This is a genomic window from Chitinophaga hostae, assembly GCF_018224885.1.
GTDB lineage: Bacteria > Bacteroidota > Bacteroidia > Chitinophagales > Chitinophagaceae > Chitinophaga > Chitinophaga hostae.
Genome location: NZ_JAGTXB010000005.1, coordinates 112,538 through 126,955, shown reverse-complemented (window position 1 = coordinate 126,955; position 14,418 = coordinate 112,538). Strand labels below are relative to the sequence as shown.

Sequence of the window (14,418 nt, the reverse complement as noted above, 5' to 3'; positions counted from 1 at the left end):
GATCTTTGACAATCATTGGCTGCGCAAACTCTTAACGGGATTTGCCAAAGCGGATCTTATAGCGCGATAACCTACCGTGAGCATAGCAACGATGAAAGTAGACAATATAGCCAGTACAAAAACGCCGGGCCCCATGTGAATGCGATACTTATAATCTTCCAGGTACCTGCTCATAACAAACCAGGCAACCGGTGCTGCCACTACGAAAGCGATGATCAGCAGCAGGCTGAATTCTTTTCCGAATAACCACAGGATCTGTTGAAGACCGGCCCCCAATAGTTTGCGGATACCGATTTCTTTGGTTCTGCGAACAGCCATAAACGATACAAGACCATAGAGGCCCAGGCAGCCTATAAAAACAGCTATCAGTGAAAATACCTCCACCAGTTTCAATATAACTGTATCCTGCTTGTAGAATTTTGCAATACGATCATCCATGAACTCATAACTATACACAAATTCGGGAAACACTTCGTTCCATTTATGCGCTGCAGCAGCCAGCGTTTGCCGCAGCGTACCGCTTTTTATTTTCACCGCGCAGTTAATATAATTGTAATAATTCGGCATCAGGCAAATAGGCGCGATTTCGGTATGAAAGGAATTGGTGTAAAAATCCTTTACCACACCAACAATAGGTCCCTTCCTGCTTCCGTCTCCCAGTGAAAGGTTTTTACCAATCACATCCCGGGGATTGCTGACATTCATTTTTTTAAGGAAGGTTTCATTTACGACAAATTCCCTTGCGGTATCAGACGGAAAAAAATTACGGCCGGCCAGCAGCTTTAATCCAAAAGTAGACAGGTATTCATTGTCCACATCCAGGGCATTGGTGCTCCAGTGTTCCTCTTCGGGACGGTTATCGAAACGCAGCCCCGTAACATTACCTCCCAGGCTAGCCGGTGCGTGCAGGCAAAAAGACAGTTTTTCTATACCGGGGATAGCCTTAAGCCCCTGCTGCAGGGTACTCATTTTTGCTCTGTCCGGCACCGGAACCGGCAACATCACGATAGTTTCTTTATTGAAGCCAAGATCAGAAGTGGTGGAATATCGCAACTGCCCTGCAATGACAATAACACCAATGATGAGCATCTGTGAAATGGCAAATTGTGTTACCACCAGCACGCGGCGCAGGGAGAAACCCCCAATATGCCTTTCGGTAAGTTTGCCTTTTAGTGATACCGCTGGTTGGAACCGGGCCATTACCAGGGATGGATAAGAGCCGGCCAAAAATATAATTACCAGGGAGAGCAGCGACAAAAATAGCAACAGCCGGGGGTTTCCCAAAAGTTGACCCTTCATATCGATATCCAGCAGCTGGTTGAGATAGGGTATGGCAATCAACGTAAGACAACAGGCCACCATAGCTGCTATAAAAGTAACTACCGCGGTTTCTGCCATAAACTGCCAGAACAGCTGTCCGCCTAAACTGCCCATCACCTTCCGGATACCAATTTCTTTAGACCGGTGCAATGCCTGCGCCGTAGCCAGGTTGATAAAATTCAGGCAGGCAGTGATGACCAGGAAAATTCCAATACTAATCAGCGCCCAAAGATATTTGCGGTCAATAGACCCTTCGAATGTGTCATTGAAATGAACCTGGTCCAGCGGCAATATCTTAAATTTCCATACATCCAGGTCTTTGCCTTTGTAGTATTTCTTAACGGTAAGGTTCAATGCCTGGTTTACCTGGGCCAGGGTAGCAGTGGGCCTTAGCAACAAATAACACCTGCTGCCGCCATATACGCCACCCCAGCTGCTGTCACTGCCCGTAAACGGATTCTGCTGTCTCAGGTTGTTGTAGGATACAAATATTTCCGTTTTAGTATCACTATTGGAGGGCAGATCTTTTAAAACACCGGTTACTGTAAAATTGACTTTATTATCAAAGCGGATGGTTTTTCCAATTGCATTTTGCGCACTGCCAAAGTATTTAGCAGCAATTCTTTCCGTAACAACGGCCTCATTGGGTGCGGCGAGTATATTTTTTTTGCTGCCCAACACCAGCGGGAAATTAAAAATATCAAAGAAGGATGATTCTGTAAATGCAATGCCTGGTTCTTCTTTAAACTTCGGCGTACCGTTTTCCTGCGGCAGGGACATAATGGCGTTGTTATAACTAACAATTCTGGCTGTCTTCTCCGCATAGGTAAAATCTGTACGAAATGCCTTTCCCAGCGGGCTTGGCGCACCGGTAGAATAAAACACCGTTTCATCATTGAACTCAGTAAACACACGGTATATCCTGTCTTTATCAGGATGAAAGCCGTCAAAGCTGTAATGGTAACTTACAAACATAAAAATAAGGAGGCTGCAAGTGATACTCATCGCCAATCCTATGATATTTATGAAAGCGCTGGCCTTATTATGTCCCAGGTTACGCCAGGCAGTAAGAAAGTAATTCCGCAGCATGTAAAGTTATTTTAGAGTAATAGACGCTATTCATTTACAAACCATTTACCTGTTTATAAACAGTTGATTAGCAACACCTGGCTAAAAGAATACTGTCCGGTTCCGGGCCAATGCTGTTCAAAATCGGACAATCAGCCGCTCCGCATTCATATCGCCGAATCTCCCCTTTGTGTCGCAACATCTTCCCTGCTCGCATCCTTTGCCCTGCTCTCCTTCTACCGGAATACTATTTTTAGGTCAGACCATTTCTCTGCAACTTTATGACCCATCAAAAAACAGCGACGCTCCTGCGTATTGCCGCCTTCTTTCTCACCGCCGTTGGTATCGCCATGGTGATCAGGAGAACCCTGGCTATCGCCGGCCTGATCCCATCGTTCAATCCATCCGGAGCGGCGCCCTTCGATGGCGGCTTTGCCCAACACCCTGTACTAACGTTTATGCATATACTGCCAGGTATGTTATTTATGTTACTGGGACCCTGGCAGTTTATGCCGGGTATTCGTTCCCGTTATCCCCTCTTCCACCGCATCAGCGGAAGAATCTATATTATCTGCGGCTATATCGTAGGGGCGTCAGCGTTATGTATGCCATTTATCATGCTGCCCATCGGAGGCGTCAATGAAGCTGCGGCCAGTATCCTGTTCAGCATCTTCTTTCTTATTTGCATCAGTAAAGCGTGGTGGCATATCATGCAAAAGAACATCGCCGCGCACCGGGAATGGATGATACGGGCGTTTGCCATAGGCCTGGCGGTAAGCACGGTACGGCCTGTCATTGGTTTGTTCTTTGCTTTTTCGGGACTACCGCCGCAGGTGTTCTTCGGCACAGCGTTCTGGATTGGGTTTACGCTGCATGCTGTTGTAGCGGAGGTGTGGATTAATGAAACGAAACCATAGCCCTCACCTCTTTTAACTTCATCACCATCTGCTCCGCCTTCTCCTCCACCCAATCATTATACTCCGCAATCGCCTTCAGGCGCAGCGCTTCGGTAACAAAGCCGCTATCCACCATTTGCGGGCCTCTCAGCTCTGCAACCTTTGACCAGATACCTGCTTTCTCCACAAAAGAAGCTGTGCCCTTTTTATACACTTCATCTGCAGGCAGGGTAACGATGTCCTGAAATCCGAGCTGCTCAAAAATGCCGGGCAGGTGATCGGCCATATTATTATCCATACCGGCGTCGCTGCGCCAGTCGAGGAAAGCTTTATAAAACTGCTGCATACTTTCCGGCGGCGCAGGCGTCCATTCCAGCTGGGTATGATTATAATCGAGGATGGAGATCATACCACCGGGTTTCAGTAAAGATTTGAACGCCAGCAATGCGGCTGCCGGGTCGCTTAACCATTGCAGCACACGGGCGGATACAATCAGATCAAATTTTTCAGCAGGTGCATAGGTAAACAGATCGGCTTCCAGCAGCGTTAAGTTCTGAATGCCTGCATGATCACCGCTCCCTTTGGCGATGAGATGCGGACTGCTGTCGATGCCTACTACACCACCTTCCGGACCAACTGCTACGGCTATTCCGGCAGATATAGCGCCGGTACCGCAGCCTACGTCCAATACACGCATGCCTTTGCGAAGCACCGGCACCAGCGTGGCATAACTGTTATCCAGTCTTCTGCTATCCAGCACGCTGCTGGTTCCTGCCGGCATTTTGGCTCTTTCGTTGGCGGTATCGCTCATATTGTTTTTTTAAGTGTTAAGAAGATAAATATAACTTTTCACCGGGAGAAAGCAAACGCATGCCCGCTTCTTTTCTCCGCAAATCATTACTGCGGCACTATCATACTGCCAGGTAGCAACACCGGTATAAAAAATTCTTAGTTCTCCCAAAAGAAAACCAAATATCTTTTATACCTTTACACCCGGACATTAGAAACGATCTTGGAAAAATACAGGGCGAAGATAGAAGAACATAGTGCCACGATGGAAGCAATGGGCCTTACTCCCGTAGCATCCAGGGTACTTATTTACCTGATGCTGAGCGAACAGCACCAGGCGACGTTTGAACAAATGGTCGAATACTTCAAAGTAAGCAAAAGCGCGGTCTCCAACGCACTGAAAATGCTGGAGTCCGTGAAGATGATTGAGTCCAGAACCATTGGCGGGCAAAGGAAACGCTACTTCTCCGCGAAGATTAAAAACATGTTCAGCGAAGACTATCTCTCTCAAAGAATAAAACAATTTTCTACCATACTGGACGATATAAGAAAGATCAGGAAAACCAACGACGAGTTTAACGGGGAACTGGAAGAGGTATCAGATTTATATAAAATGATGCTGTTCGAAATTCCATTGATCCTGGAAAGATGGAGAAGAACCGTGGAACTTAAAAAGAAAAAAAGCTAACACTTTTTTTTGCCATCGTTGGTTCTTTTAATTCAGAACTAAAAGAAATTCAATCATTTCAGATGAAAACAGGAATCCTATTGCTGTTACTGGCTATCCATGTCCGGATAGCTGCGGGACAAGCCATGCCCGAAAAAAATGCCGACAGTACCTCCTCGCCATGGACGCTTGACCAATGCCTGGAATATGCCACCGTTCATAACCACCAGCTGCTGGCCGAAAACCTGTCGGCACAGGCAGCCGTACAAGACCGCAAAGCTGCTGCCGCGAAACTTCTCCCCGAAATCAACATCAAAGGAGATATCAGCAACTACTGGAAAATTCCCGTACAGGTATTCCCGGGCGAACTGGTGAACAAACCGCCCGGCACTTTTGTACCGGTAAGAATGGGCACTCCCTGGATGGGCAGCTATGGCGCCGACGCCGACCTCCCCCTGTTGGATGTGCAAACCTGGCAACGCGTAAAACTGGCCCGCCTGCAACAACAGGCAGCGCAAAGCGAATACCATTCGCTGCTGAAAACATTGCTTAAAAATGTGCGCATCGCCTGGTACACCGCACAACAACTGCAAACCTATGCCGCCATTACCACTCAGCTGTATGAAAACTACCGTCGTACCCATGAACTCATTACCCTCCAGCTCACGAAAGGATTCACGGATAAAATCGCCTTTAATCAATCCGCCGTGCTGTTAAAAAACCGGGAACAGGAATATATTAAAGCCAATGCAACACTGCAACAAAGCTACCTGGACCTGAAATTCTGGATGGGCTATCCACTCGAAACGCCACTCCCGCTTGCACCCGCAGAAGAATTGCCCCCATTGGCCATCGCAGCATTCAATGATCAGCAACTGCCAGGATACGAATCGGAGCAATGGAAAGTGGAGCTGGCCCGCCAGGACTATCAGTCCGCGCTCGCCGCCAGGTATCCCGGCCTGCACATCAAAGGCACCTGGGAACAGCTGGGCTTTGGCGACAAAAGTAATTTCATTACCCGGTCCCCCTGGTTTACTGTTGGCTTTGCAGGTGTGCAACTCAGCATGCCGCTATCACTCAGCAGCATGATCTATCATCCGCGCAGCCGGAAAGCACAATGGGAAGCCGCCCGGCAACAGCTGGAAAACTATAGCAACGAACAGGAAAAAAAATATCAGCAGGAGAAAATACTACTCAGCCAGGCAGCCAGAAACATGACGCTGCAACAGGAAAACATCCAGCTTGCAACAGAAAATGAACAGCTCAGCACCTTGAAAATTAACAAAGGCATTATCGATATGATACAACTGAAAGAAGTACAAAAAGACCTGTACGATGTACAGCAACTACTGAATGAAGCCCGCATGGATTTTTACAAACACTACACAGAAATAAATTACCTGCAAAATAAATAACCCTGCATGAAAAAGCTTTTAATAATAGCCGGGATAGCCGCACTGGCAATAGCCTGCAAAAAAAAGACCGCCACCTACACCGTGCAGCAACGCCCGCTCAATGAGGCGGTATATGCCTCCGGCGAAATTATGCCGCAGGCATACTATTTCCTTAAATCAAACAGTACCGACCTCATTTTACAAATGAACGTGGAGGAAGGAGATACTATCGTTAAAGACCAGGTATTGGCCGTACTGGGTACACCCAGCCAGCTTACACAACTGGATATCCTCCACAGCCAGGTGGCACTCGCCGGTAAAAATGCAGCCGAAGGCTCGGCCACATTGAATGAACTGAAAACAAAAATTGAACAGGCCAAACAAACCTACGAACAGGATGCTGTGAACGCCACCCGCTATACCGACCTGGCAAACGATAAAGCAGTACCGGAAAAAGATGCGGAACAAAAAAGGCTCGAAGCCGCCAACAGCTTAACGAACTATCAATCGCTGCAACAACAATACCTCGCCCAAAAAAATGAGCTCGCCGGCAAACTCCTGCAAAGCCGCCAGCAGCTCGCCACCAGCAGCCAGGTCAGGGAAGGAAAGGTATTAAAAAGCCCGGTAAACGGCAGCGTTTTTAAAATATACAATAAAGCAGGAGAACTGTCTGAACTGAATAACCCGGTAATGCTCATCGGGCTGCCGGGGAAATTCAAACTGGAATTACTGGTAGATGAACGGGATATCAGCAAAATTAAAATGAACCAGAAAGTATACTTTGAAACAGATGTATACAACGGGAAACAATTCACGGCCACTATCAATAAAATCACCCCGGTACTGCAAAAGGAAAGCCGCAGCTTCCAGGTAGAAGCAGCCGTACAGGACAGTATCGCCTTCTATCCGCAGTCTTCTGTAGAAGCCAATATCGTTATCCGCGAAAACACCAGTGCTTTAATGATCCCCGCCGGCTACCTGTTAAAGGGCGACAGCGTTTACCTCCGGCAAGGCAGCGAGTTACAAAAGAAAGGCATCAGCACCCGCTCCAAAAACGACGACTGGGTGGAAGTCACCGCAGGACTAAAAGCCGGCGATATCATCGCTAAAAAAGAGTAACATGAAAATATTAACCGACATACAACTAGCGGCGGCTATTGCACTTACGCATATGCGCAGCCGGTTGAAACAAACTATCGTGGCCACGGCAGGCGTCACCTTCGGTATCATGGTATTTGTGTTTATGGTGAGCTTTATCACCGGCTCCAACGAATACATCCGGGCCATCGCATTTGACCAGTCGCCACACCTCCGTCTGTACAACGAAGTGCAAACAGCCCCCGGTACCATTATCGGCAAAGTAATGCCTAATACGGTGAACATGGTAGATCATGTAAAGCCGAAAGATGTGCTGCCAGGACTGAAAGATGGAAAGCATGTAGTGCAAACCCTTGCACTGAACCCGCAAGTGGCCGCCATCTCCGGCTCCATCAATGCACAGGTATTTTACCGGCTGGGCTCCAGCACGATCAATGGCGTGATCAACGGTATCGAATTTGATGCAGAAAATGCCTTGTTTAATCTCCAGTCCAAACTAACAGACGGCAGCTTTAAAGAATTATCGACCATGCCCAATAGCGTGGTAATGGGTGTGGGCCTTGCTAAAAGACTTAATGTAAAAACCGGCGACCGGCTTGCGCTCACCACTGAAAATGGGAACAACTTTTTCGTAACCGTTGTTGGCACTTTTAAAACCGGTATGACGGATATCGACAAGCAACAGAGCTACGCCAATCTGAATACGGTACAACGCTTCCTTGGTGTACCGGCTGCTTATATCACCGACATCAAAATAAAGCTGCATGATATGGAACCCGCCCCGGCCCTTTCCCTCGAGCTGCAGCAGAAATATGGTTTCCAGGGATCTGATTGGAAACAGGATAACGCGGCGATTCTGCAGGGCGATATACTCCGCAGCCTGATCGTATACGGCGTAGCCGTTACCATATTGCTGGTAGCAGGCTTCGGGATCTTTAACATCCTCACAATGATGATCTACGAAAAAATGAAAGATATCGCCATCCTGAAAGCGATGGGATTTTCCGACAGCGATATCCGGTGGATCTTCCTGGTGCAGGCGCTGATCATTGGTATCACCGGGGCCTTGCTGGGACTGTTGTTTGGCTTTCTTTGTTCCTGGGGGATCTCCAAAATACCTTATAAGAGCGATGTAATGATCACCCTTGATCACCTGCCGGTGAGCTTTAACGCCATGTATTATATTACGGGGTTTACTTTCGGTATCATTACCACCACGCTCGCCGGTTACCTGCCATCGCGCAAGGGCTCGCATGTAGATCCCATCACTATTTTAAGAGGATAACCCATGAACCTGATCACCGTAAAAAATGTCAGCAAATACTTCCTGCAACCAACCAGGATGCAGGTATTAAACGATATAAGCTTCGAAGTGGAAAAGAGTAAGTTTATCACCATTACCGGGAAATCCGGCAGCGGTAAGTCCACCCTCCTCTACCTCTTGTCTACCATGGATACCCGGTTTGAGGGCAGCATCCGTATCAACCAGGAAGAAATGCTGGGCAGAAATAATTCCTGGCTGGCCGATTTCAGGAATCATCATATCGGTTTTGTTTTCCAGTTTCATTACCTCTTGCCCGAATTCACTGTGCTGAGAAATGTGATGTTGCCCGCACTCAAACTACGCAGGTACCCGGTGGCAGAAATTGAACACCGTGCCATGGAGTTATTGCAGCTGCTGGGCGTGGGAGAGCAGGCGCATAAACGGGCTTCCCTCCTTTCCGGTGGCCAGCAGCAGCGGGTGGCCATTGCACGCGCCATGATCAACGAACCCCTGATCATTATGGGAGATGAACCCACCGGTAACCTCGACAGTTATAACTCGGCAGCAGTGTTTGAGCTGTTCAGGAAGATGTCTGCCGAAAAAGGACAAACCATCCTGATGGTAACGCACGACGAAGACATTGCCCGCAAATCAGATCAGACCATCCACCTGGCAGATGGAAAAATTGATGAAATAATGGTGAGGTAACGCACTTCTTAAAAACCATTCTCGTTTTTTTTTGTAGTATTACCGGAGATGTAATCCGGGTAAATAATGCTGATAAAAACAATCTATGGCCTTTGTCTGCCGCTTTTATTAGTCACTGCCTGCAGTACGGGCCGGGTCATCAGTGGCAGCAAATTGAACCTGGGCAGTAATTACTGCGCGCCTGCGGCGGCATATCCCCACCATCCGTTTATCCCGGCCCGCAATACCGACTCCCTGCTGCGGGCTAATCCCGGTATGCCGTTACATGAAGTACTCACCGCCAACGCTACCGGTACCCTTGAGCTGATATACCGCCTCCAGGCAATAGCCGCAGATACTACCGTTAGCGGCACTACGAACAAAACAATACTGCGCTCGCAGATCCAGCACCGGATTATGCTGGCCTCCCTGGAAATTGATGGCATTGCGGCCGAACTGGACTGCGAAGGCGAAAAAGCCGACCAGCTGGCCAGGTACCTGGATAATTTCAACAGCAAAAGAAACACCCGGCTCACGGTAGCCTCTATTATTGTAGGCGCTATTACCACCATCGCTACGGTAGCCATTAAAAATGACGGCGCCCAAAATGCAGCTGCTATCAGCGGCGGACTGATATCAGCGGGGCTGGGTGCGCTCACCATCAACGCCGCCCGTAAAAAAATAAACCTTACCTACGACCGGAACGTGTTACGGGACATCTGGCTGCTGCCAGACACATCTGCCGTATATCCGCCCTTCACCTGGTATATGCTGAACCAGAAACATTTCAGCAACAGCGGACAGCATTCGCTCGCCATTAATATTAAAAAACGCTGGGAAAAATTTGACCTCGATGGCCCCGTGAATGCCGCTACTGAAAAACTGCTTTTTGGCGCAGGGGGTATCTACAAAGCCGACGACCTCCACAAAAGAGCAGCCATGGTAAATGAACTGCAGTCCACCATCCGCTCCCTGAACCAGGATCTCCAGCGATTGCTCCAGTACCTGGGTAACCTGGAATAATATTTTTCCGGGAGACACCATCGCAGACATCACAACAATGCTAAAATCCGGGCGTCGTGGATGCCACGGGCCTGTTCCTGCTGTTACCACTTTGTTTTTCCCGATTGCGTAAATAATTTTCCTTTTTGGCACACCCCTCCGGCTTCAGACAAACTAGTTTTACAACTTCTCATCATTTTTATAAACCAGATACGAATGAAAAAATTCCTGTTTTCTGTTATTTTATGCTGTAGCATCCAGGCGCTGTTTGCCCACGCCATCTGGATAGAAACCATTACCACCGGGAAAATCGGGCAACCACAACAGGTAAATATTTTCCTGGGCGAATATGCCGACAATCAGCGGGACTCCATACAACATTGGTTCAGCAATATGAAAGATTTCACCCTGTACCTGGTAACACCGGACGGGAAAAAAGAAAAGCTGACCTGTGTGCCCAACGGCAATCACTTCACCGCCACCTTTACACCGGCGGCAGCAGGTACACACCTGTTATCGATCGATCATACCGTAGCCACTGTTTACGGCGACAATAAAATACATTACTATGCTTTGGGACTGGTGAAGGTAAATGGTTCCCTGCAGGGTATTAATAACGTAAAAGACTATACGGATTTTGCGTTGCTGGCCAATCATCAGAAAGCACCCAAACTCCATCAGCCGGAGAAACTGCAGCTGAGCTACAAAAAAGCAGCTCCAACAGCAGGCGAGGTAACTGTTCAATCACCAGAAGGATGGGCGAAGAAATTTAAAGCCGGCGAACAGGGCGATATTACTTTTTCACCGGCATGGCCTGGCCGTTATATGCTGGAAGGCACTTTTACGGAGGCCGTTAGCGGTCAGCACGAAGGAAAGGAATTTAAAGGTGTATGGCATTGCGTGACCTATTGTATGGACGTAGCCAAATAACACCGGTCAAAAAAACACAGCAGGGGGGCGTATCCTAACAGGTACGCCCTCCGTTATGACAGGACACCTGCCATAGTGCCATTATGGCTATGGCGCTTCGCCGGATACTATCTCCCCATAAATTTCTTCAAATTCTTTCCCCTTATGTGATTGCCAGATGCCGGTGAATTTTGTTTCCACGCCTTTCAGCAACTGGAAGCATAGTTGTTTATCATCTTCACTCAGGTCATGGAACATTACCTGTGCCAGTTGACTGATCCGTTTACGGCAAAGCACCAGTACTTTTTCTCCTTTGGCCGTTACCCGCAGGCGCTTGGATCGCTTGTCTTCCTTATCATCATATTCTGCCAGATAACCCAATTTCTTTAACCGGTTCAGCTTATCTGTGCCGGTCGACAACTCCTGCAATGCCGCATAGATGACCTCTGTTTTACGGGGTTCTCCCAGCTGCGCAACGGTGTTGAGCAAAGCATACTCGTCGATGTTATTGATACCGGTGCCTTCCAGGGCCGCCACCGTGTAAATGGTATGCAATTTAAAGATGCGGCCTACTACCCGCATTAACAGGCCGTCGTTGGTAACAGGCAGGAAACGGCCTTTGGGGATCTCTGCCTTTTCCTGTGAATGGGCCAGGTGGTACCGGCAAAACTCTTCAATACTACTTTCAGGGTGCTTTTCATCGAAAGCCCCCCAGGCTGTAATCAGCTCCACGGCTTTATTCATGTAACAGTTGCATTATTTCCGAAGCAATATTATCAAAAATACTTCGGATTTTTTGTTTTTACTTTATTTTCGTTATACATTTACATAAAGTATTTCAAATTCGTTATAATAAAAACATAGCAAATGTCAACACAAACTATTTTTCAAAGCCTGGTAGTTACTCATTTGATCGGCTTTCTGCTATTTGCCGGCGGCACTATCGCCGACTTTATCGGCATCCGGCAGTTCTGGAAGCAATATGCACTGGACACCGCCAAAGCGCCGGCAGTCATGCAGGCGATGTCGCCATTCGCCGTATTTATGCGTATAGGCATTGGCGTGATCATCCTGTCCGGCATAGGCATTATGGCTATGACCCACGGCGTTTTCGGGGAACAGATCTGGTTCAGGATCAAGTTTGGCCTGGTATTACTCGTTATCGCCAACACCCTGCTGGTAGGGCAACGGCAGCGGGTACAGCTAAAAAAAGCACTCACCACCGATACCGCCATTCCCGAAAAGATAAAGGTTAACCTGAACCGGTTTCACCTGGTACAGCTGGTATGCATCTTCATTATTATCCTGTTAAGCGTTTTTAAATTCAACTAACATGAAAAAAGATAAAACCATCTACTGGGTAGCAACAGGTATTCTGACAGGCGTAATGCTGTGGAGCGCTTTTAACTTTGCCTTCAACCCCGAAATGAAAAACGCCTTCGCCCATCTCGGATTACCCAACTGGTTCAGGATAGAACTGACCACCGCCAAACTGCTTGGATCACTGGCGCTGCTCCTGCCCTTTGTGCCGGCAAAGATCAAGGATTTCGCGTATGCCGGTTTTACCATTACCCTTGTTTCCGCAACAGTGGCGCATCTCTCCAGCGGCGACAGCGTGTTGCTGGAAATAGGGCATTTAACATTCCTGGCCAGCCTGGTAGTGTCCTACCTGTATTATCATAAAATCAACCGGGTATTAACCTGATTATTTATCTTCCGGATATTAATCTGCTATACCTGTATGACAAGATCCGGATACCTGCTGTTGTTCGTTTTGATGTTGTTTCCGTATAAGTCGCATTGCCAGGGCATAAAGCCGGTAATGGTGTACACAAAAATCGACAGTATTGCCAGAACGGTACAGTATCAGGGCGACATCTGCCGGTTAACAAACGAACTAACGGCGCCCTATCCTGAGAAGTTGGCAAAAGCCAGGGCGATCTTTATCTGGATCACGGAAAACATCCGGTACGACTATAAATTTGTCAACAAAGGAAAAACAATAACACCACCGCCCTGCAAAACCGGCGCTAACTGTGAAGCCATATTACAAGACTGGGAACGTAACTACCTGGATAAAATACTTCGTAAGAAAAAAGCCATTTGCAACGGCTACTCCAGGCTGTTTAAACGGATGTGTAACCTGGCCGGCATCCGTTGTGAAATCATCGACGGCTATACGAAAACAAAGCACTACCAGGTTGGAACTGCCGGATCTGTAAATCATGCATGGAATGCCGTATGGCTGGACAGCTCCTGGCAACTGGCAGATGCAACCTGGGCCAGCGGCACTTGCGAAGAAACCAGTACCGGCAAACTTCGTCCGTTCGAAAAGCAATATGATGATTACTACTGGCTAACTTCTTTTCATGACTTTACACGGAATCACTATCCAAAAGATGGAAGATGGGTATTCGAGGACAACTATACAAAAGAAAAATTTGCCAACAATCCCTTTTATGAACCGGGTTATATCAGTAACATACAATTATTGTCTCCTGGTAGCGGAGTTATTACTGCGAAAAAAGGGGACACCATTCACTTTGTTATTAAATATACTGATCTTGTTGACAAGGTGCAGATAAACTCTAATCTCTTCCGCAACCTGGCGGTAGAAAAAAAGATAAAGATATCCCGGCGGCGCAGCGTCCGGGTAACAGATACTTTTGCGCTAAACAAACAACGCTATACCCCCTTTACCAGGAATGGTAACCGGTACCTTTTTGATTACGTGGTAACGGATCCCTTCTTAAACTACGTGGAGATACTTTTTGATTATCGCCGGATGTTGAGATTCAGGATAATGGTGGAAAAAATATAAACATCCGGGAATAAATCGTATATTTGTAAGGTAAACTTATAAATTTACCTTATTAACCATGTCTGCAAAAAAACAGGATCTGCTGGCCGCCCAGCTCCGTCCCCTTATCGCCAGACTGATAAGAAAGCTGCGGAAGCTCTCACCGGCCAACGAACAACTATCGCAAAGTGAGCGCTCCGTATTGGTTTTGCTCGATCAGTACCCGCAACTGTTATCCGCCGAACTGGCGGTAATGGAAAAAATGACGCCCCAGTCAATGGGACAGTTACTCCAGCACCTTTCCACTCTCGGTTTAATTACCAGGACACCCTCCGACAGCGACAAACGGAAGATCAACATCTCTTTGTCTGCCGCCGGCAGGGAACGGATTGAAAAAGTGAGAAGGGAACGCGACGAATGGTTAAGCAAGGCTATTGGCAGTGTATGCACCAAAGAAGAGCAGGCCATCCTGCAGGCAGCACTGGTACCTTTGGCCAAGCTGGTAGATTTTGAATAAAAGCACC

15 protein-coding genes are annotated in these 14,418 nt (G+C 47.7%); 12 read left to right on the top strand and 3 right to left on the bottom strand.

Annotated features, from left to right (window positions below; all coding sequences use genetic code 11):
* Positions 1 to 12: 12 nt before the first annotated feature.
* Positions 13 to 2,409: an ABC transporter permease gene (locus KE626_RS12375; RefSeq protein WP_211973219.1), complete on the bottom strand. Its 2,397-nt coding sequence runs from the start codon at positions 2,407 to 2,409 to the stop codon at positions 13 to 15.
* A gap of 260 nt (positions 2,410 to 2,669) precedes the next feature.
* On the opposite strand from KE626_RS12375, the gene KE626_RS12370 reads away from it, so the two are divergent.
* Positions 2,670 to 3,305, top strand: coding sequence for a DUF2306 domain-containing protein (locus tag KE626_RS12370; RefSeq protein ID WP_211973218.1), 636 nt, complete (start codon positions 2,670 to 2,672; stop codon positions 3,303 to 3,305).
* Here the strand turns inward: KE626_RS12370 and KE626_RS12365 are convergent.
* Positions 3,286 to 4,095: a class I SAM-dependent methyltransferase gene (locus KE626_RS12365; RefSeq protein WP_211973217.1), complete on the bottom strand. Its 810-nt coding sequence runs from the start codon at positions 4,093 to 4,095 to the stop codon at positions 3,286 to 3,288. The two genes, KE626_RS12370 and KE626_RS12365, sit on opposite strands and share 20 nt — an antisense overlap.
* A 201-nt stretch (positions 4,096 to 4,296) precedes the next feature.
* On the opposite strand from KE626_RS12365, the gene KE626_RS12360 reads away from it, so the two are divergent.
* The 7 genes from KE626_RS12360 to KE626_RS12330 all read left to right on the top strand — a co-directional run bounded on the left by KE626_RS12360 (position 4,297) and on the right by KE626_RS12330 (position 11,115).
* Positions 4,297 to 4,761 carry a GbsR/MarR family transcriptional regulator gene (locus tag KE626_RS12360; RefSeq protein ID WP_211973216.1) on the top strand — a complete coding sequence of 155 codons (465 nt, stop codon included), beginning with the start codon at positions 4,297 to 4,299 and terminating at the stop codon, positions 4,759 to 4,761.
* 62 nt (positions 4,762 to 4,823) lie between these two features.
* Entirely contained in the window at positions 4,824 to 6,155 is a 1,332-nt protein-coding gene (locus tag KE626_RS12355) for a TolC family protein (RefSeq protein WP_211973215.1), read from the top strand.
* A gap of 6 nt (positions 6,156 to 6,161) precedes the next feature.
* Positions 6,162 to 7,253: an efflux RND transporter periplasmic adaptor subunit gene (locus tag KE626_RS12350; protein ID WP_211973214.1), complete on the top strand. Its 1,092-nt coding sequence runs from the start codon at positions 6,162 to 6,164 to the stop codon at positions 7,251 to 7,253.
* A 1-nt stretch (position 7,254) separates the two neighbouring features.
* A complete protein-coding gene (locus KE626_RS12345) occupies positions 7,255 to 8,517 on the top strand; it encodes an ABC transporter permease (protein WP_211973213.1) in 1,263 nt (420 codons plus the stop codon).
* A 3-nt stretch (positions 8,518 to 8,520) separates the two neighbouring features.
* Positions 8,521 to 9,204 carry an ABC transporter ATP-binding protein gene (locus tag KE626_RS12340; protein WP_211973212.1) on the top strand — a complete coding sequence of 228 codons (684 nt, stop codon included), beginning with the start codon at positions 8,521 to 8,523 and terminating at the stop codon, positions 9,202 to 9,204.
* A 66-nt stretch (positions 9,205 to 9,270) separates the two neighbouring features.
* Complete coding sequence (locus tag KE626_RS12335; RefSeq protein ID WP_211973211.1) at positions 9,271 to 10,206, top strand: hypothetical protein; 936 nt, start codon at positions 9,271 to 9,273, stop codon at positions 10,204 to 10,206.
* 195 nt (positions 10,207 to 10,401) lie between these two features.
* On the top strand, positions 10,402 to 11,115 hold the full coding sequence (locus tag KE626_RS12330; protein WP_211973210.1) for a hypothetical protein: 714 nt from the start codon (positions 10,402 to 10,404) through the stop codon (positions 11,113 to 11,115).
* An 87-nt stretch (positions 11,116 to 11,202) separates the two neighbouring features.
* Here the strand turns inward: KE626_RS12330 and KE626_RS12325 are convergent, their stop codons facing one another.
* Complete coding sequence (locus tag KE626_RS12325; protein ID WP_211973209.1) at positions 11,203 to 11,838, bottom strand: MarR family winged helix-turn-helix transcriptional regulator; 636 nt, start codon at positions 11,836 to 11,838, stop codon at positions 11,203 to 11,205.
* 123 nt (positions 11,839 to 11,961) lie between these two features.
* On the opposite strand from KE626_RS12325, the gene KE626_RS12320 reads away from it, so the two are divergent.
* The 4 genes from KE626_RS12320 to KE626_RS12305 are packed head-to-tail and all read left to right on the top strand — an operon-like array spanning position 11,962 to position 14,411.
* The gene (locus tag KE626_RS12320; protein ID WP_211973208.1) at positions 11,962 to 12,426 is read left to right on the top strand and encodes a hypothetical protein; all 465 of its coding nucleotides are present in this window, start codon (positions 11,962 to 11,964) and stop codon (positions 12,424 to 12,426) included.
* Position 12,427: 1 nt separating this feature from the next.
* The gene (locus KE626_RS12315; RefSeq protein ID WP_211973207.1) at positions 12,428 to 12,799 is read left to right on the top strand and encodes a DoxX family protein; all 372 of its coding nucleotides are present in this window, start codon (positions 12,428 to 12,430) and stop codon (positions 12,797 to 12,799) included.
* 36 nt (positions 12,800 to 12,835) lie between these two features.
* Entirely contained in the window at positions 12,836 to 13,915 is a 1,080-nt protein-coding gene (locus KE626_RS12310) for a transglutaminase domain-containing protein (RefSeq protein ID WP_211973206.1), read from the top strand.
* A 58-nt stretch (positions 13,916 to 13,973) separates the two neighbouring features.
* Positions 13,974 to 14,411, top strand: a complete 438-nt coding sequence (locus KE626_RS12305; RefSeq protein WP_211973205.1) for a MarR family winged helix-turn-helix transcriptional regulator — start codon at positions 13,974 to 13,976, stop codon at positions 14,409 to 14,411.
* Positions 14,412 to 14,418 lie beyond the last annotated feature (7 nt).